This is a genomic window from Ruegeria sp. P10 (assembly GCF_056534925.1).
Genome location: NZ_JBQERJ010000007.1, coordinates 222973 through 240784 on the forward strand (window position 1 = coordinate 222973; position 17812 = coordinate 240784).

Below are 17812 nucleotides of genomic sequence, written 5' to 3' on the forward strand. Positions count from 1 at the left end.
GTTCCCTTAATTACTGGACGCTGGCTTTAAAAAGTTGCGTAAAATCAGTGCTTGATTGTGCCGTTAATTTCTGGACTGTATTATTAATTGCCGGACTGTGCCCTTAATTCGTGGACGATATGTTCTGTGGATAAGCTTCGTTGCATACAGGCATGAACAGGCCAGGTGACCCCATAGTGCTTTCGCTACGGGAACGGGTGATCAATTCTCGGCGACCTGTGGATATCCGGAAATTAGGGGCCTAAAATTCCAAGATTCTGCTTCGAATACACCTGCGTCCACCAGTTTAGGGCACCGTGACAATCGGCGCTCAGTATTACAATTGCCCATGCTCAACCGCAAAGTCGATCAACGCGCGCACCTTTCGAGGCAGCGTGCGGCCTTCAAGGTATACGGCAGCGATGTCACCGCGTGCCCCAGTATGGCTTTCAAGCAACCTGACCAAGTCGCCCCTATCGAGTGCACCACGCAAAGCGAAGCTTGGAACATAGGCGATTCCAAGACCGCGGCGCGCTAGATCAACCGCGGCACTTGCTGAATTGACGTGGAACCTGCCCTCGATCTGAACCACGACCTGAAGGCCATTTTGGTCGAAGGTCCAGCGCTTAGGGTTTCTACGGTTGGTATCGACGATGCAACTATGCTCTGAAAGATCGTTTGGTGTTTCAAGGCGACCGACCCGCGTGAGGTAGGCCGGGCTGGCGACAGGCAGGCTCTGAAACGAGCCCAGCCGCTGGACCTTGAGGGAGGCCATGTCGAAGCGACCAATCCGAAAGGCCAGGTCGATCCCTTCTGCGGCAAGATCGCTGAAGGCATCGCTAAGCCTGAGGTCGATGGTGATCCCTGGGTGTTGTTCTGCGAACCGCGCCAGCATTCCCGCGACATAGACCTCGCCGAACGTGATCGGTGCGGAAATTCTCACAACGCCTGATAACCCCTTCGAGGAGTCCGAGACATTGGCCAGCAAGTCGTCGAGATCGTCCAGCAGGGCAGGGGCACGGGACAGCAGGTCCGACCCTGCCGGCGTCAGCCCGACTTTGCGGGTTGTGCGCTGAAAGAGCCGCACACCGAGGTGCTGCTCGAGTTCGGCCACGTACTTCGAGGTCAATCGGTTCGAAATGCCCAACTGTGTTGCCGCTCCCGTGAAGGATCCGGAATGTGCGGTGGCGACGAACGCGCGGAGTTGATTGAAAAGGTCCATATTTCTATTGAGAACAAAATGTGGGCAGTCATTCTACATTTTCGTCATTTTGGTCATTATCTGCAAGGCGTATGTTCTTTCACAGACAGGCTGTTCTTCTGGCCAAGGTCAACAAAAGGACACGGATATGACCACGCAAAAGACCTCTGATTATGCCGCCTTCGCATTTCGCGTCGCGAGCGGTTCGCTCTTTCTCGCCCATGGATGGCTCAAGATCAGCGACTTTACTATTGCCGGCACGGTCGGCCATTCGGCCGCTCGGTCACCGACGAAAGGGTCCCATCATGCAGACACTTAGTTTGCAAGCGCTCAAGGAACGGTTCGCACCCTCCGACCGGATGCCGGTCGTCTTTCTCGGGCATGGAAGCCCGATGCATGCGATCGAAGGCGGCCCGTTCAGCCGGTCGTGGGCAACACTTGGCCAGAGCCTGCCACGACCCAAGGCGATCCTCGTCGTCTCGGCGCATTGGATGACGCGCGGAACGACTCTTGTGGATGTCTCGGCGATACCGCGCACGATCCATGATTTCCATGGCTTCCCAGAGGCGCTTTATCAACAGCAGTATCCGGCACCCGGCCAGCCCGATCTGGCGCGCGAGGTTGTGTCGCTCCTAGGCAGCCACCGCGCCGCTGGGGATGATTCTTGGGGTCTCGACCACGGTGCCTGGGCTGTCCTAAAGTATCTCTACCCCGAGGCCGATGTGCCGGTCTTTCAGGTTTCGGTCGACATAGGGCGAGGGCTCGAGCATCAACTGGAGATCGGTGGTGCCCTATCGGGCCTGCGGGATCGAGGCGTTCTGATCTTAGGCTCGGGTAATGTCGTCCATAACCTGCGCGCCATGCGCCGGGGTGGCACACCGCAGGAATTCGCGCAGGAGTTTGATGCGCTTTTTGCCGACCATCTCGCGGACCGGGATTTCGGCGCGCTCGCGGATGCGGACGAGCTTGGCGCGCTTTTCACCGCAGCGCACCCGACCGTGGATCATTACCTGCCAGCGCTGACAATCGCTGGCGCGTCGGACACGCGCGATGACCCGACCTTCATGACCGATGCCATCGAACTTGGATCGGTGTCGATGCGGTCCTTCATCTTTCACGCCAACTGAGGAGACCGGGACATGCTTGTCGACGGCAAATGGATGGAAAACTGGCAGCCGGTGCAAAAGGCCGACAAGGTCGGCCGCTTCGTACGGCAGACCTCCAGCTTTCGCAATTGGATCACGCCGGACGGCCGTCCCGGGCCGACAGGGGAGGGCGGGTTCGAGGCCGAACCTAGCCGCTACCGGCTCTATGTCGCACTGATTTGTCCCTGGGCGTCGCGCGCTCTGATTGCGCGCAAACTGAAAGGACTTGATCAGCTGATCGAGGTGACGGTGGTCAATCCGACACTGACGGATCAGGGTTGGCGTTTCGGTGGCTTTCCCGGTGCCGACGAGGACCCGCAATTTGGCGCGCTATACATACATGAACTCTATACCCGTGCCGATCCGCAGTTCACCGGACGCGCGACCGTGCCTGTGCTTTGGGACATGAAGCGCAATGTCATGGTGAACAACGAAAGCGCGGACATCCTGCGCATGTTGGACAGCGCCTTCGAGCATCTCGCACCGTCGGATACCCCGATTGCGGCGAATGAGGACAAAGAGCCCAACCCGTGAATTTGATTTTCTCGCTGCGAGCGCTTGCAGCACGGATTTTGCCGCGAAGGCATCATCTTTAGCGCGGCAATGCTGTGTTAACAGCCGCCATTCGTGTCGGGCGCAGCAAGATTTCGTCAGGCAAGGAACGAGTCGCGGGACAAAGGGTAAATTCGCCGCGTTTGCGCCAAGGTCTGCAATATCGAGTAACCGGCCGCATAATCGACGTGCGACACTCACCAGAAACCGTTTCAGCGGATCACGTGGACAGAACAATTGGCGTGGTGAACGACCCGGTTTGCAGTTGACCCAATAAAAATGTTCTCGATCCCCGGCTTGTGTGAGGCCAGCACTATGCAATCGATGTCATTTTCATTTGCGAAGTCAACGATCGCGCGGCCAGCGCTCCCCGAGACAAGGCGCGGTTTCGCACCCGATAGCTCCGCAGCATTCAGATGTAAGCTTTCTTGAAGTTCTTTTCGCGTATTTGCCAGAACTTCCTCGGGTATCTGAGATGCCACATATGCAGGGATCGGTTCCTGCACATGAAGCACTGTGAATTCCGCATCGGCATTTGCCAGCAAACGAGCAGCTTCAAATGAGGCCTGTGTATCGTGATCTTTGTCCAGTGCGACTGGTACCAGAATGTTTTTATACATATGAGCTACCTTCCATTGCTCCAGCTGCGATCGTTTCGACCTCTGCGGTGATACGGCTCTCTATACCGGATCGGATTTCGGAGATTTACCCGCCTTCTTAGCTGTGCTTGCAACTTCGTCTATTGTCTTTTCCACAGCTTCGGCTTCGGTTTCCGCTGCATATGCTGCACATCGGGCAACTGTTTCGAACCATTCCTGAGCGTCAGCCACAAGGCGTTCGGCTGAATGCTTCTGCCACTCAGCTATGGATTGCAGTGCTTTTGCTGGATCAGTCGGGTCTGCAGCAGATGCTGAGCGCGCAGCTTCAAGCGCGGTTCGAACAGCCTCGTGACGCCTCTCAAACCAATGCTGAGCAAAGGCCTCTGCCTCTTTCAGTGACTTCTCCTGCGTGTCCCAAAATTGCTCAAGCTGAGCGCCCAGAAACGGATTGGCTGTAGTAGTCGGCTGCACCTGCTTGAAAATATCTACAAGTGCGTTGGAGTAACTTGATTTTGGCTTCTCTTCAGGCATCGGAGATTCCTCCTCATCTCTAAATGCTGAATATTAACTGAGATCGTGGAAACTTGCCTTAATGTAAATCAACCACCGCCGGCAAACGTGGTAGTGGTGTCCTGCAATCCAAGGGTGGGCTTTGTGCCAACCTATTCAGTCTGTATAGCCTCAAGATACGCAATCACATTCGCCAACGGCACACCTGCGAACATCGGTTGGCCGTCAGGCATCGTCAGCGCAACTTTTTGATCCGAATCCAAAGCTGGTCCAAAAATGGGCATTTCTCCACCATGCGCGAGCAATGGTGCGCGACCATCAATTTGACGCGCCACCGCCTCAATCGGAAAAACACCGTCGTTTTGGGCCGCGAGCCTCGTCAGATCAGGTGTCCTTATCGCCAGCATCTCCGCCATTGGACCATCTCCTGTGGCCTCAAAACCATGGCATTGCCAACAATAAGTTCTGTAGAGATCGTGCCCATTTTGAAGGTCAATATCCTGCGCCAGTGCAGCACTTGCAGCAAATATTGACAAAAGAAGTCCGCGACAAACTAGCATCTGTTCCTCCTCCGAAATCAGCATTTCGAGTTGAAAATACGCGATATCGAATGAATGCTTCATTGATCTCGCTCATATTCAACCTTTGAGTACCAGCTGGGAAAAACCATCACGAAACGACGGTCGCAGCATTCGGATCCGCCTCTCTGATCAGTCTTAGCGCCTGATGATATAGATCAACGCCAAATAAAGAATTACATATCAAAGTATGAATGTTTCAGAAGAAGCTCGGCATGAGCGGTGATGAGCCCTTGGTTTATCATCGGGGTGCTTGTTTGCGGCACAGCTTCGATAACCCGGCAATTGCCCATCAAGGAGTGAGGTGAATGCATACAGTTGATCCACCGTCCCCTAAACTCCGACGTTCTCTCACCACTCCGTTGCTTACCTTATATGGGCTCGGTGTAACCGTCGGTGCGGGAATTTATGTGCTCGTCGGCGCAACCGCCGAGGCCGCGGGCCCTTATGCTGCAGTTTCGTTTCTTGTTGCAGCGCTCGTCGTTTCGCTGACGGCTTTGTCGTACGCCGAACTCGCGACGCGCTATCCCGTAAGCGCGGGTGAAGCGGCATACGTTGAAGCGGGATTTCAAAGGGGCTGGATGGCGGTTCTAATCGGTCTTGCCGTTGCTGCGTCTGGGATTATTTCAGCCTCCGCTGTTGCGATTGGGGCGGCCTCATACCTTCACACCCTGACGGGGCTTGGCACCGCATTGCTTACGATCGGCGTTGTGTCGGTCATGGGGCTGATTGCAATCTGGGGCATTACACAATCGGTATTTGTGGCAGCTGTGATCACGGTCATCGAGATCGCGGGGCTTCTTTTTGTGATTGGCTGGGGCATGTCTGTTCAGGAACCGCAAGGCCATGAAATTAGTGCGATGATTCCGGGACTCGAGCTCAGTACCTGGCGCGGTATTATGGCGGCATCTCTGCTGGCATTTTTTGCCTTTGTCGGCTTTGAAGACATGGCAAACGTCGCGGAAGAGGTAAAAGACCCAACCCACACAATTCCAAAGGCTATCCTTTTGACGCTCGTTCTGGCGACGGGTTTGTATCTAGCGACCTCGATCACGGTCCTGCTCGTTGTTCCTATCGATACCTTGTCGACCTCGGCCGCCCCACTCACGCTGGTTTTCTTCGACGCACCCGAAGTAATCAAACAAGGGTTCGCCGCAGTCGCAGTCGTTGCAACAGTCAATGGCGTCTTGATCCAGATGATTATGGCGTCGCGGGTGATCTATGGTCTTGCCGACCGGGATCATCTTCCGAAAATACTGGCGACTGTCCCGCAGGTTACCCAAACACCGGTCGTCGCAACCCTGTTGGTAGTTGTGATAATTCTTCTGCTGACGCAAACTTTGCCAATCGGCATACTAGCGGAACGCACATCCCAGATTGTTTTGGGAGTGTTTGTTCTGGTCAACATCTCGCTGATATTGCTGAAGTCCCGGCCGGGGTCAACTCGGGAACATTTCCGCGTACCTCTTGTTGTACCAATCCTTGGGGTGCTGACCAGCGCTCTGCTTTTTGGTGCCGGATTTCTCTGAGAGGAAAACCGACAGCACAGGGTCACCAGAACGGGGTCCGACTGACGCATGAACACTGACCGATCAACATTTGGAAGGCGGATTTCAGGCTGGTGGCACCGGACTTTCGTCGATCTGATCGCGCAATTGCAATGGTCTTACCTGCCACCATTGATGGTTTACTTTGCGGCCGGGGTTTCGGGGCTAACATCCGTCGTCGGTGCGTTTTTTCTTAAGGACTATCTGAATCTATCCGCCGCTTTTGTTGCGGGATTGGCATTCTGGGCCGGGTTGCCATGGATTCTAAAAATGCCGCTGGGTCATCTGGTTGACCTGTTCTGGCGCTGGAAATCCCTGCTGATTGTTGTTGGCGCATCCTTTATCACGGCGTCATTGCTCATCATGTACAGGCTTGTGGCTGCGCCTGACCAAATGGCCGGCATTATGCCACTTGAGGATTGGTACGTCGTTGCCTTGATGTTGGCTCCTTCAGGTTATGCCATTCAGGATGTCGTTGCTGACGCCATGACAGTCGAAGCAGTGCCGCAATCGGACCGAGACGGACGCACGTTTATTCAGGACGAAGTTCGTGCCCGACACACCACCATGCAGACCCTCGGCAGGATTGCGATCATATCCGGGTTTGCAGGGGTCGCCGCGGTTAACATCTGGATTTTTTCCGGGGCGGAAAATCTGGAGAAAGCCGATCGTTTGGTTCTCTACGGTCGGGTCTATCTCATTGCCCAGGCTATCCCACTGTTGTCTGTCAGTGGAGTGGTTCTTCACGCTCTGATACAGCGCCGCCTCGTTCGTCGAGGACACCTTCTGCACAGACCAGATCAAACCACCGAAGTCAGGTGGCCGATACTGCTGGGCGGACTTGCGTTTGTTGTTCTCAGCATAGTGTTGGGAACCGCAAATTTTGCCTTCGCGCAAGAGACCGTTTTTGGGGTGTCGCTCACGGTCATTCTCTACCTCATGTCGCGTTTGCTGAGAGAGCTGGAGTCGAAACAGGCCAAAGTTCTGATCGGGACAGCAACTATCATTTTCGTTTTTCGAGCAGTTCCCTTGCCAGGACCGGGCCTGACCTGGTTCGAGATCGACGAGCTTGGGTTTGACGAACAGTTCCTGGCCATTCTAGCGCTTCTGACCTCACTACTTGCTTTGCTTGGCCTGATTATCCTCAGGCCGTTTATGGCAAGTCGTTCGATTGCGCAGGTTGTAGTGTTACTCACGATTGCCGCCGGAGTGCTGTCCCTGCCAAACCTTGCCTTGTACTACGGGGTGCATGAATGGACGGCCGCGCGCACAGGTGGGGTCGTGGATGCAAGGTTTATCGCCATTCTTGACACAGCCGTTGAGTCACCGCTGGGTCAGATCGCGATGGTCCCAATGTTGGCTTGGATCGCGCGCAACGCCCCAACACATCTGAAGGCTACCTTTTTTGCGGTCATGGCGTCTTTCACCAACATGGCATTGTCAGCAAGCAGTCTCGGTACAAAATACCTGAATCAGATCTTTACCGTTACCCGCGCGGTTACCGATCCCAGAACGGGTACTGTTGCCTCCGTCGCTGACTATAGCCACTTGGGGAAGTTGCTGATTACCGTGGGCTTGATCTCTGTCATCATCCCACTGGCTGTGGTTTTTTTGGTGCAAAACTCGCCTTATCAGACGCGCGATTGAATATGCGGATCAATCGCTTTCATCGAGAAGTATCTTGAGGTGTGACACCGGAACGCCAATATTCGAGCCGCCAAATTCGGGTAAGATCGCGGCATTGATAGCAACCACCTCGCCGTTTCGGTTAAGGGCAGGTCCGCCGCTTCCGCCGGTTGTGGTTTCAGCATCATAAACGACTGCACCGGGGCTGGTCTGGGCGACGATCCCCCGGCTGGCCAGAGGCCTGATTTTGTTCTGCTCTGAAAGGTGTTTTGCAATAGTCCAGAAATCGACGGCGCCGTCTCTCTCAAGCGTTTTCAGAAAATCCGGCCCAGCCTGCACAATCAAGGCCTTAAGGCCAGTCGGAAATCCAAGCAAGAAAACTTCTTCACCTGCTCGCGTCGGTTGAGGTGCCAGTGAGAGTCCAAGCCCTTGAACACGGTTCGCATCAACGGACAGAAGCGCCAGATCGGCCGTTTTGCTTGCCCTAAGCAATACCGCTTCCATTGGCTTGGATTGTTCTGGAAGATAAGCCAGCAGGCTAAGTATCTCGGCTTCAAGCCCTGCTGCCTTCAGGGCCTGCGCCCGATCCCCGGTCGTCCAGGGCAAGGCGACATGACGGTTGGTCACCAAAAGAGAGGTGTCCTGCAATAGAAACCCGGTTCCGGTGAACTGAAATTCTGCCGGCGCGCCTTCCGCATCTGGCTCAATCCATGGTTTTCCGAATGGAGTTTTTAGTTTCTCCCCGTCCGGGCCAAGCACATGCCGCAGCAATTTGCCGCTTTCGGTCTGTCGCAATCCGTAAGCACCCTGGATAAAGGCAATAGATCGCGTCGAGGCTGTGATAACTCGCCTTGACGCACCAGCGCGTTCTTCCAAAGTGCCAAGGCGCTGCTCGGTGGAAATCACCTGGTTGTCAAACGCTTCTCTGAGCGCGACCAGATCATCCGCCGTCAGTGCATCTTCTCGCGTCTGCGTAAGCATGACAGCAACCGCCTCGATCTTGAGAGACTCCTGTTTAAGGCTGTCCGCCAGCTTCCGATCGTTCTGAAAAAGCAAATAGCCAAAGGCAAAGATCAGAAGAAGCACACCGATAACGGTAACCCTGAACAAAACCGTGGTTTGTGATGTCAGCCGACGCCCGCCTTCGCGCAGCGCACCGGACATTTTTCTGGCGAAGGGTCGTCGGCTGGAGCGCGCATACACATAAGCGTCACTTATTATATCTTCGACCGTGTGATGTGCCGGGAATGAGTGGTCACACACCCTGTAGCGCGACATGGGCCCCTCTGCACCGAACTCAATCATGTCGCCATGCCCAAGAACTGCCGAAGCAGTTTTTTGACCATTGACCCAGATATCCCGGCCAGGCAAAGCGTTTAGCGCGTAACCGCCTTGCGACCACTGAATCGTTGCCACGTCTTCGTCATGCGGGGGCAAATCCTCTTTTCGCCTGAACTTCAGGATACGATCAGGACCCACAGAAGCAGCCAAAGCGTTGCCGACAAGCCAGGTAACGGTTCCGCGGGACGGCCCCGTCAAGCTCTCCAGAAATGCACGGACATCGCCCGTTTCAGTTTCCACATCGCTTTTGTCCGGCGTCCGCATTGTCCATCTCAGTACTCTAGCCCTATTGGCACATTATCATGCGCAGCAGTGAAACCGCTATGGTGGGCAATAGTGTGCTCGTTTTAAGAACACCAAGGGTCTGCGCATGCTGCCCGGACCATGAAGGTTGCGTGTGCGCCTCCATTGCGCCTATTTCGATGAGACCTTGATCTTCCGGCTGGGATCCTGAGGTTTGGTTTTCGGCATCGTGACGTGCAGGACACCTTTGTCGAACGCAGCGGAAATCTCCTCGATATCGACTGCATCAGGCAGCGTCATTGTCCGAGTGAAACTGCCATAGCTTCTCTCGCTAACGCGCAGATCGCCTGTGTCATCATGCGTAACATTCTTCTGGCCCCGCAGCGTCAATCTACGGTCTTTGATTTCGACTTCGACGTCGTCTTCTTCGAGACCCGGCAATTCAGCCGTGAGAACGATCGCTGTATCCGTTTCGTGGATGTCAATCGCCGGCGAAATCGCACCCGTCATGTCCAACGACGGGAAGCCCGTGCGTTGCGCGGCTGTTTCCAGCGGCAGGAATGGCGCTGCGCCCCCAAAAAGCGCGACATCATGGATTCCATTTCGCGTCGAAAATTATCAGAGAGCGGATGTGTTCCAGCAAACAGTTGTGGTTTTTTGTCTTCAAGCATTTTCTGATCCTCCTCCTTCGGTGCGATTGGGGGGAGGCTGCATTATGGCAAAAAACTCGTCTAATTACCTTGATCTTGCGCAAGCAAGCGTCCTCGGTAACGCGCCAAAAGGACATCCCGGCCGTATCGGCATTCCGAATGAAACAAGGCGCATTACCGGTCATACGTCCAGGCCAAGGGGTAAACTGATCTGACTCTATTGCGCCAACGAGCGTCTGAAAAGCATCAGGCTGGACGCCAGAAGGATTGCGCCGAGTAACGCCATCCATAAGAACTCTGGCCAGACCGTCTCAAACCTCGCCCCCTTGAAGATGATGGATTGGCTGGCGGACATGTAATGGCGGGACGGAAGGATCGATGTTCCGACCTGAAGCCAGTCGGGCTGCCCCTCGATCGGTGTCTCACCTCCCGACAGCATCAGCATCGGAAGGACTGTCAGCATTACCAAAAGTGCGAATTGCGCCATTGAGCGTGCAATCGTTGCAAGAAATACCCCAAGTGCGGTTGCTGTGAAAAGAAACAGCGCGGTGCCAAAAAGAAACAACACCTTCGACCCCGCGATGTTGATCCCCAGGAAACCTTGCATAACAAAGGTCAGCGATAAGGCGGCCGCGACAAGAACCACCGCTGCGTTTGCCCAAATCTTGGCCATCGCAATGTCAAACGGGGTAAGCGGCATCGCAAGCAGATGTTCGATTGTGCCATGTTCACGCTCGCGGATCATCGCGGCACCGGTGAGGATCGTGGTCAGCCACATGATCTGGCCGATGAGCGCCACGATGCCGGCAAAACGAACAGTATCACGGTTGGGATTGAACGCACTGCGCATGATGATATCGACGGGCAATGACTCAGCCAGGTCCGCACCAATGGCAAAGCGACGGATCTCGGCGCTGAGGATATTGACGATATAGTTTGCGCCAATCCCGGCCTGTTCCATCGCCGTCGCATCAATCAGAACCTGAATTTCCGGCGTGTGCCCGGCGCGAACATCTTTCTCGAACCCTGGTGGCACCGCGACCACAAACAGGAAATACCCGGCATCCATATTTTCGGCTCCGGTACCCGGTGCGATCTGGACAACGGGTTGAAACTCCGGAGGGAAGAACGCCGTGGCAAGAGACCGTGAAAGGGGCGAGCCATCCTCATCGGCAAATCCAATGGAGGCATTGTTGACCGAGTTCGAAACCCCCGTCGCCTCCATCACGGGTGCCAGCGTGAATGACCAGACCAGCAGCGCCATCATCACCCAATCACGCCGAAGGCTCATCATTTCTTTCAAGCCAAGCCAGAAGATGCAGGACAACCGTTGCATTTATTTCTCCTGCGCTCGAAGTAAAAGGGCAGCGATCAACGTCAGCACCGGCCCGAAACAGGCTAGTGCGAGAAGATCGGGGGCAAGCGCATCCCAGCCCAGCCCTTTGGTGAAGGCACCGACATTCAGGTGCAGGAAATAGGATGACGGCCAGAGCGATCCGATTGTCTGCGCACCGCCTTCAAGCGTTGAAACCGGCTGCAGCAGGCCCGAGAACTGAATGGTCGGTACGACCGAGGCGATCGCGGTCGCGAAGGTAGCGGCCACCTGGCTTGAGGTCATGGTCGCAATGAGCAGCCCATAAGATGTGGTCGCCCAGACATACAGCAACGCGCCAATCGCCAGGGGAACCGGGTTGCCTTTGAGCGGTACATCAAAAACAAGGACCGTCATTCCGGCCAAGAGCAGGAAATTGGCGAACGCGATTGCGATATAAGGGATTTGCTTGCCAACCAGAAACTCAAGCCGCGTCGTTGGCGTTGCATAGAAATTGGTGATTGTTCCCAACTCTTTTTCACGTGCGACGCTAACCGCCATCAGAACTGCCGGTAACATTATCAAAAGGATCGCAGGCATGGCCGGGGCCATTGCGGCAATACTCTCGAAACTCTGATTGTACCTGAAGCGTGGCTCGATACGGGCGATCTCGACCGGATGCACACCGTTTTGGCGGGCCATTGCCGCCAAAAAGGTATTGTGGAGCCCCGCCACATAGCCTTCTACAGTCTCGCCTTTGAACGGAATTGCGCCGTCCACAATTGCAAGCACGTCCGTTGCTTCAACAGAGCGGATCTTGCGCCCAAAGTCAGGTGGGAGTTCGACAACCAACGAGGCATCTCCTCGGGCCAGCCGTTCATGGCCCTCATCGATACTCGTCAGTGGCTGCGTTGGGTTGAAGTAGCGCGATCCTGAAATCTCTGCAATGTAGGCGCGGCTTTCTGGCCCCTGTGACAAATCCAGTACCGCGAAATCCAGTTCTTCGATGTCCAGCGTAATCCCGTAGCAAAAGACCAGCATCAGGATCACCGAGCCCAGGAACGCAAACGCCAAACGCACGCGGTCGCGCAAAATCTCGATGGTTTCACGCTTCGTGTATGCCAGTGTGCGCCTGATACCCCCGCCAGCGCTGTCATCAAGGGCATGAACCGATGCCTCAGGAGCTTTTACCGGTGCCGGAGGGTCAGCTGCCTTCAATACCGTGACAAATGCTTCTTCCAGACTGTCTACCTGTGCCCCGGCGATCAACTCATCCGGTGTTCCCTCAGCCAGAACACGGCCCGCGTGCATGAACGACACCCGATCACAGCGCTCTGCTTCGGCCATGAAATGGGTCGAGACGAAAATCGTCACTTCTTCATCTCTCGAAAGCTCAATCAGCAACGCCCAAAACGAGTCGCGCGCCTCAGGGTCCACCCCCGAGGTTGGCTCATCCAGGATCAGCACGCGAGGTCGGTGGATCACAGCGACGGCCAGGGAAAGACGTTGCTTGATGCCAAGTGGCAACGCCGTGGCCAGCATGTCCATTTGTGCAATCAGGCCAAAGCGTTCCGCCAGTTCATCGATACGCCTATCGCGGTCCGTGATTGCAAAGATGCGGGCATGTAGCTGGAGATTCTGCCGAACGGTCAACTCGCCATAAAGCGAGAATGCCTGACTCATATAGCCAATCTCGCGACGCATCCTCAGGTCGCGTGCATCAACCGGTCTTCCGAACAGTAACGCCTCACCGTCACTCGCGGGCAGAAGGCCTGTCAGCATTTTCATGGTGGTCGACTTGCCGCAGCCGTTCGACCCGAGGAAGCCGAAAATCTCACCACGGTTAATCGAGAATTCGACGTTATTGACTGCCGTGAAATCGCCAAAGCGCCGCGTCAATCCGCGTGCCGTGATCACTGGGTCTGCCTCACGGTGATGTGTGGGCGCTTTCCTTGGTGCGATCAGGGGATCTCCGTGCGCCTGCAACCGCCGGTAGGACGTTTCAAGATCGCTGGCTTCCCCCTTCAATTCTGCCGGAGAACCATGGAAAAGCACGCGCCCGGCATCCATCGCGACGATAAAGTCGAATTGTTCGGCTTCTTCCATATAAGCTGTCGAAACCAGTATGGAGAGGTTGGGAGTAGCCTCTCGGACCGCGTCGATCAGCGCCCAGAACTGACGCCGCGACAGTGGGTCGATGCCGGTGGTCGGCTCATCCAGAACCAAAAGCTTAGGGTCATGGATCAGTGCACAACACAGCCCAAGCTTCTGTTTCATGCCGCCCGAGAGTTTTCCCATCAGTCGATCAGAGAAAGGCGCAAGCCCGGTTGCCGACAGCAATGCTGCGATCCGGATGTCACGCTCCTGCTGCCCCTGTCCGAACAAACGCGAAAAGAACTCAAGGTTCTCGCGCACCGACAATTCTGCATAGAGATTACGGCCCAATCCCTGCGGCATAAATGCGATCGCAGGGCAGATATGGTGACGATGGGCGCGGTCGTCGATTGGGCCTCCGAGAACATTGATTGTGCCGGATTGAAGCTTCTTCGCGCCGGTGATCAATCCCAAAAGCGTTGATTTGCCAACCCCGTCAGGCCCGATCAGCCCAATAAGCTGACCTAACGGCAGGTTAAGCGACAGGTTATCGAGTGCTGTCCGCTGGCGATACTTATGCGTGACACCACTGACGCAGAAATCAGATGGGCCCGCCTGGGAATTCATTCGAACAATTCGGGTGGAATCCGCCTTTCCAGATATTCCGGCCATACACTGTCAGAAGAAAGCCTGATCACAGCGATACCGCGAAGGCCGGTTTTCACATGTTCGATCCGTTCTGTGATCAGATCCTCAGGAATGCGAACCCGAACGCGAAAGACCAACTGTTCACGCTCGCTCAATGTCTCTACCTGCTTCGGAGTGAACTGGGCTTCGGGGGATACAAAAGTGACGGTTGCAGGAACGGCAAAATCCGGCAAGGCATCAAGTACGATGCGCGCCTCAGCCCCGATGGGCAGCAACCCCGCTTCGCGTGCGGGCAGGTACACGTCCATATAGACGTTCTCTAAGCTGAGAAGTGTAAGGATCGGCTCCCCTGCGCCAACAACTTCACCGGGCTCAGCCAGTCTGTAAAGAATGCGCCCTGGCATAGGGGCAACAAGCGAAGCATCCTCGATCTGGGCGGCGATCCGGCGCACTTCGGCTTCGGCAGCCGCGATCTGGCTGTCCGAGGTTGCAACCCGGGCCTTGGCGGCACCCAGAACGGCGTCGGCAACCTGAAATGCGGTTTCGCGATCTTCAAAGACTGTCATCGAAATGTTTTGACCGGCCAACAGTGCCTTTGCCCGTTCCAGTTCCTGCGCCGCGCGACGCTGTTGGCTTTCTCGTTGGACAACAACAGCCTCGGCTTCGGCCTTGGCTTGACGCGCCAATGCTACTTCGGCTTTGGCGCGATCAAGCGCTGCAGACAGTTCATCGGTGTCCATCTCGACCAACAGTTCACCCACAACAACCAAGTTGCCTTCTGCCGACAAAACCTGTGCAACCCGCCCTGCGAAGGTGGGGGCAATTTCCACTTGTTCGGCCTCTATCCGTCCATTGCCCTGTACAAATCCAATTGGCAATTCACTGCTGTCTTCTGAAACGAATATGTACAACGCCGCACCTGCGAGAAGGAGCATTACGACGATCAGTATTGCGCGCACATTCTTTTTCATGATCTGGCGTACCGCGGTTAGAGCTACTAGGTGACGTTATCTCAAACCCCGCATAACGCTTTGTTTTGGATCAAACAGAGCCCTTTAGAGGGTTGTTCAGGCCAAACTCGGGTAGAAAACCGGCGCAGCAGTCTGATTGTTAACCCGCATCAATAGCTCAATGCGGATTCCACGGCGTGACTTTAGATTTCGGTTGCGCCGAACTGACGGAATTGTTGCGCATGGGCAAGCATCACGCGATCGAAACAAATGCCCAATTGTCCATCCATCGTGCCAAAGCACTTACAAGTCATACTTCCAGCGTGCGGATGAAACCAACACTGCGTCAGTATTGCGGGTTGCCGCTCCTACTTCGGCAACATGAAGAACTCTTCCAGTACAATCTTTCCGTCTGCTACTGAATAAACTGCAATCTCACTCAAGGTGATACGTTGCCCAGTTTCCTTCTGCTTTACGTCAGCCTTATATCGCACACTGAAGCGGTTTGGGGGATGAACATAGGGGCCATCGACGTCAAATTCGATGATTTCATGAGCTGCCAGCCAATCCTCTCTTTTCCCTTTGATAGCATCACGGCCTTTGGTGATGCGAAACTGTCGAACCGGAGGCACAACCGCTTCTATGGATTGAGCGTTCTCGGCATACATTTCATCAACATTTGCAAGGCCCCTGCGATCACGCATCGCCTGAACAAATGTTCTTCCAATCTCGACTAATTCTTCCATGATAGCCCTCATTTTAGGCATCAACTGTATCACATCTTGCCTTTTCCAATCTTGACGAGGATCAATGAATTTAGATGTTGGCGAAGAATCCAGTTCGGGAACGAGAGGGCAACTAGTGCAGTGGCAAAGAACGGCCCAATTCCCGGCACCGTCATCAGCCAATGCGCCATCTCCTTGCCTCAAGGTCGGTGAGTTACCTCCACATCCAACTCTCATATCTGACTGATCAACCGGCTCGCATCCCAATCAGCGGACTTAGGCAAGCCTGTGCCGCTTCCGCTCGTGTTGCACCATCATGCGACAACCGATATCGACCACGAAGACAACCATGCTCCCGGCATTTAGACTACTAAGTGCAGAAAAAGCTTGATCTGGGCTGCACAATTAGACAACGCCTTCAAAACCATCTGAAACCGTTCGTTTTGCTCTGGCAGGCGCTGTGATCGAAGAAGTGGGTCTTACCCTTTAGTAGCACCAAGGTAAGCAAACCAGTAGGCCAAGGCGACTCCTCCCGCCCCGCCGACAATGTTGCCCAGGGTAACCCACAATAGATTGGTCGCCACTGAAAAAACCGGCACAGTTGCCCCCGCCGCCCAACCCTGCGGAAAGAAAAACATGTTCGCAATCGAATGCTCGAGCCCCAGTAACACAAAAGCAGTGACGGGCCACAAAACGGCCAGAACCTTGCCGGCGACGCTACGGGCGGCAAAGGACAGCCAAACAGCAAGGCATACCAACCCGTTGCACAGTGCGCCACGGGCGAAGGCCTCCATCGGTTCCAACCCCGCTTTGGCATCGGCTATCACCACGGCGGTATTGCCCATCGGCCCCTCGAGCAGGCCGGTCAGAGAGAAGGCAAATGCAAGCCCGAGGGCGCCCACGAAGTTTCCGGCGTAGACGATACCCCAGCTTCGAAACAGCAGTCGCAGTGGTATCTTGCGGTCGACCGCTGCGATCACCATCAAAACATTGCCGGTGAATAATTCTGCACCACCTGCGATCACCAGGATAAGGCCCAGGGAAAACACCGCGCCACCCAGAACGCGGATCGGCCCCGCAGCGCTGTCTGCGCCAGTAACCGCCATCGTATAGGCCGCTGCGCCAAACCCTATGAATGCCCCGGCCAGCATCGCAAGAACGAACATGGGTGCCATTCGCAACTTTGCCTTTGTGACCCCAGCAGTCTCAACTAATGTCGCAATTTCAGAGGGTTTATGAGCGTCGAACAGGGACGGGGTGTTCATGTCGGGCTCCAAAGTTACCACGGATCTACGTATCAGGGATTGTACAGCCTATCTTCTGACCTTGAACCAAAGCACAAATAAAAAGGGGAAGTTTATCTATTCCACCACAGTTCGGGTCGTTTCGCCTAACACAGTTTGGTCGCCGGTCATCGCCACAGGCACCCATGACCTCGGTTTCAGCATCCGTTTTCGTGTCACCGTCATGAAGCAGTGGATGTCAGACTCCGTTTTCACGGCCGGGAGTTCAGCATCACGTAGTAGCCATCGAACCTTAGTTTTGTCACGAGGCTTCAATGCTGAGCTTATTGATCGTCATCGTTTTTGTGCCGATTGGGACCAAGTTTGAAATTTAGGCAACGGTCAAAACCGCACAAGTGGCATTCCGACTGATGCCTTGAGAGGTGCTCCCTTGAATCAGGCTACCAATGCTTCCCAATCCGCGGCGGCCCGTCACAATTAGGTCAGCTTTGCATTGCTCGGCGCATGCGATGATCTCGTCGACCGGATCACCGCGTTGGGTATGTGTTTGCGAAACTGTCTGATTGTATTCTTTGGCAATCTCTTTACCCGCGGAAATGATCTTGTCTGCTGCCTGCTGAACCTCTTCGTCTGAAGGCATTGTCGTGACGGCGTGATAGCCAGCAACCGCGCCCATTGCGAAAGCCACGGTTTGCGGCTGAGGTGTATGGACAAGGTGAATTTGGGAGCCATATTTGCTTGAGATATCACAGGCAACGCGTAGAGCTGCTTCTGACGCCTCTGATCCATCCAAGCCAACCACAATTATTTTGAACATGTCGCACTCCCTCCTTTGTGAGGGGTCAGTATGGGTGAACTTGCAGCAACT

At 54.9% G+C, this 17812-nt stretch carries 17 protein-coding genes; 4 read left to right on the top strand and 13 right to left on the bottom strand.

Annotated elements, in window-relative coordinates; translation table 11 throughout:
• Positions 1–316 precede the first annotated feature (316 nt).
• On the bottom strand, positions 317–1201 hold the full coding sequence (locus tag ACR0FB_RS13660; RefSeq protein ID WP_480620945.1) for a LysR family transcriptional regulator: 885 nt from the start codon (positions 1199–1201) through the stop codon (positions 317–319).
• A gap of 284 nt (positions 1202–1485) precedes the next feature.
• On the opposite strand from ACR0FB_RS13660, the gene ygiD reads away from it, so the two are divergent.
• Complete coding sequence (ygiD, locus tag ACR0FB_RS13665; protein WP_480620943.1) at positions 1486–2307, top strand: 4,5-DOPA-extradiol-dioxygenase; 822 nt, start codon at positions 1486–1488, stop codon at positions 2305–2307.
• A 12-nt stretch (positions 2308–2319) separates the two neighbouring features.
• A complete protein-coding gene (locus ACR0FB_RS13670) occupies positions 2320–2859 on the top strand; it encodes a glutathione S-transferase family protein (RefSeq protein WP_480620941.1) in 540 nt (179 codons plus the stop codon).
• Positions 2860–3089: 230 nt separating this feature from the next.
• Here the strand turns inward: ACR0FB_RS13670 and ACR0FB_RS13675 are convergent, their stop codons facing one another.
• The 3 genes from ACR0FB_RS13675 to ACR0FB_RS13685 all read right to left on the bottom strand — a co-directional run bounded on the left by ACR0FB_RS13675 (position 3090) and on the right by ACR0FB_RS13685 (position 4609).
• The gene (locus ACR0FB_RS13675; RefSeq protein WP_425078527.1) at positions 3090–3497 is read right to left on the bottom strand and encodes a universal stress protein; all 408 of its coding nucleotides are present in this window, start codon (positions 3495–3497) and stop codon (positions 3090–3092) included.
• Between the two features lie 60 nt (positions 3498–3557).
• Positions 3558–4007, bottom strand: a complete 450-nt coding sequence (locus tag ACR0FB_RS13680; protein ID WP_058283440.1) for a phasin family protein — start codon at positions 4005–4007, stop codon at positions 3558–3560.
• 131 nt (positions 4008–4138) lie between these two features.
• Positions 4139–4609 (bottom strand): c-type cytochrome, encoded by a 471-nt coding sequence (locus ACR0FB_RS13685; RefSeq protein ID WP_082643718.1) that lies wholly within the window; start codon positions 4607–4609, stop codon positions 4139–4141.
• 263 nt (positions 4610–4872) lie between these two features.
• Here ACR0FB_RS13685 and ACR0FB_RS13690 point away from each other — a divergent pair, with 263 nt between their 5' ends.
• On the top strand, positions 4873–6093 hold the full coding sequence (locus tag ACR0FB_RS13690) for an APC family permease (protein ID WP_480620938.1): 1221 nt from the start codon (positions 4873–4875) through the stop codon (positions 6091–6093).
• A 48-nt stretch (positions 6094–6141) separates the two neighbouring features.
• Entirely contained in the window at positions 6142–7758 is a 1617-nt protein-coding gene (locus ACR0FB_RS13695) for an MFS transporter (protein WP_480620936.1), read from the top strand.
• 9 nt (positions 7759–7767) lie between these two features.
• Here ACR0FB_RS13695 and ACR0FB_RS13700 read toward each other — a convergent pair whose 3' ends face one another.
• The 9 genes from ACR0FB_RS13700 to ACR0FB_RS13740 all read right to left on the bottom strand — a co-directional run bounded on the left by ACR0FB_RS13700 (position 7768) and on the right by ACR0FB_RS13740 (position 17761).
• Positions 7768–9342, bottom strand: a complete 1575-nt coding sequence (locus tag ACR0FB_RS13700; RefSeq protein WP_480686168.1) for a trypsin-like peptidase domain-containing protein — start codon at positions 9340–9342, stop codon at positions 7768–7770.
• A gap of 150 nt (positions 9343–9492) precedes the next feature.
• Positions 9493–9831, bottom strand: coding sequence for an Hsp20/alpha crystallin family protein (locus ACR0FB_RS13705; protein ID WP_480620932.1), 339 nt, complete (start codon positions 9829–9831; stop codon positions 9493–9495).
• A complete protein-coding gene (locus tag ACR0FB_RS13710; protein WP_480620930.1) occupies positions 9828–9992 on the bottom strand; it encodes a hypothetical protein in 165 nt (54 codons plus the stop codon). Before ACR0FB_RS13710 ends, ACR0FB_RS13705 begins: the two co-directional genes overlap by 4 nt.
• Before the next feature lie 196 nt (positions 9993–10188).
• Positions 10189–11307, bottom strand: coding sequence for an ABC transporter permease (locus ACR0FB_RS13715; protein ID WP_480620928.1), 1119 nt, complete (start codon positions 11305–11307; stop codon positions 10189–10191).
• Entirely contained in the window at positions 11308–14004 is a 2697-nt protein-coding gene (gene rbbA, locus ACR0FB_RS13720; protein WP_480620926.1) for a ribosome-associated ATPase/putative transporter RbbA, read from the bottom strand.
• Complete coding sequence (locus tag ACR0FB_RS13725; RefSeq protein WP_058283448.1) at positions 14001–14996, bottom strand: HlyD family secretion protein; 996 nt, start codon at positions 14994–14996, stop codon at positions 14001–14003. The genes rbbA and ACR0FB_RS13725 overlap by 4 nt, the downstream gene beginning before the upstream one ends.
• 347 nt (positions 14997–15343) lie before the next feature.
• Entirely contained in the window at positions 15344–15721 is a 378-nt protein-coding gene (locus ACR0FB_RS13730; RefSeq protein WP_425078535.1) for a SnoaL-like domain-containing protein, read from the bottom strand.
• Positions 15722–16179: 458 nt separating this feature from the next.
• Positions 16180–16965, bottom strand: a complete 786-nt coding sequence (locus ACR0FB_RS13735; RefSeq protein WP_058283450.1) for a formate/nitrite transporter family protein — start codon at positions 16963–16965, stop codon at positions 16180–16182.
• Positions 16966–17314: 349 nt separating this feature from the next.
• Positions 17315–17761 (bottom strand): universal stress protein, encoded by a 447-nt coding sequence (locus tag ACR0FB_RS13740; protein ID WP_058283451.1) that lies wholly within the window; start codon positions 17759–17761, stop codon positions 17315–17317.
• Positions 17762–17812: the final 51 nt, after the last annotated feature.

What these genes read in the sequence shown, in the direction of transcription:
- ACR0FB_RS13695 (WP_480620936.1), top strand. Translation starts at nt 6,142, where the DNA reads ATGAACACTGACCGATCAACATTTGGAAGGCGGATTTCAGGCTGGTGG.
- ACR0FB_RS13740 (WP_058283451.1), bottom strand. Translation starts at nt 17,761, where the DNA reads ATGTTCAAAATAATTGTGGTTGGCTTGGATGGATCAGAGGCGTCAGAA.
- ACR0FB_RS13675 (WP_425078527.1), bottom strand. Translation starts at nt 3,497, where the DNA reads ATGTATAAAAACATTCTGGTACCAGTCGCACTGGACAAAGATCACGAT.
- ACR0FB_RS13730 (WP_425078535.1), bottom strand. Translation starts at nt 15,721, where the DNA reads ATGGAAGAATTAGTCGAGATTGGAAGAACATTTGTTCAGGCGATGCGT.
- ACR0FB_RS13700 (WP_480686168.1), bottom strand. Translation starts at nt 9,342, where the DNA reads ATGCGGACGCCGGACAAAAGCGATGTGGAAACTGAAACGGGCGATGTC.
- ACR0FB_RS13715 (WP_480620928.1), bottom strand. Translation starts at nt 11,307, where the DNA reads ATGCAACGGTTGTCCTGCATCTTCTGGCTTGGCTTGAAAGAAATGATG.
- rbbA (WP_480620926.1), bottom strand. Translation starts at nt 14,004, where the DNA reads ATGAATTCCCAGGCGGGCCCATCTGATTTCTGCGTCAGTGGTGTCACG.
- ACR0FB_RS13735 (WP_058283450.1), bottom strand. Translation starts at nt 16,965, where the DNA reads ATGAACACCCCGTCCCTGTTCGACGCTCATAAACCCTCTGAAATTGCG.
- ACR0FB_RS13670 (WP_480620941.1), top strand. Translation starts at nt 2,320, where the DNA reads ATGCTTGTCGACGGCAAATGGATGGAAAACTGGCAGCCGGTGCAAAAG.
- ACR0FB_RS13685 (WP_082643718.1), bottom strand. Translation starts at nt 4,609, where the DNA reads ATGAAGCATTCATTCGATATCGCGTATTTTCAACTCGAAATGCTGATT.
- ACR0FB_RS13710 (WP_480620930.1), bottom strand. Translation starts at nt 9,992, where the DNA reads ATGCTTGAAGACAAAAAACCACAACTGTTTGCTGGAACACATCCGCTC.
- ygiD (WP_480620943.1), top strand. Translation starts at nt 1,486, where the DNA reads ATGCAGACACTTAGTTTGCAAGCGCTCAAGGAACGGTTCGCACCCTCC.
- ACR0FB_RS13680 (WP_058283440.1), bottom strand. Translation starts at nt 4,007, where the DNA reads ATGCCTGAAGAGAAGCCAAAATCAAGTTACTCCAACGCACTTGTAGAT.
- ACR0FB_RS13705 (WP_480620932.1), bottom strand. Translation starts at nt 9,831, where the DNA reads ATGACGGGTGCGATTTCGCCGGCGATTGACATCCACGAAACGGATACA.
- ACR0FB_RS13660 (WP_480620945.1), bottom strand. Translation starts at nt 1,201, where the DNA reads ATGGACCTTTTCAATCAACTCCGCGCGTTCGTCGCCACCGCACATTCC.
- ACR0FB_RS13725 (WP_058283448.1), bottom strand. Translation starts at nt 14,996, where the DNA reads ATGAAAAAGAATGTGCGCGCAATACTGATCGTCGTAATGCTCCTTCTC.
- ACR0FB_RS13690 (WP_480620938.1), top strand. Translation starts at nt 4,873, where the DNA reads ATGCATACAGTTGATCCACCGTCCCCTAAACTCCGACGTTCTCTCACC.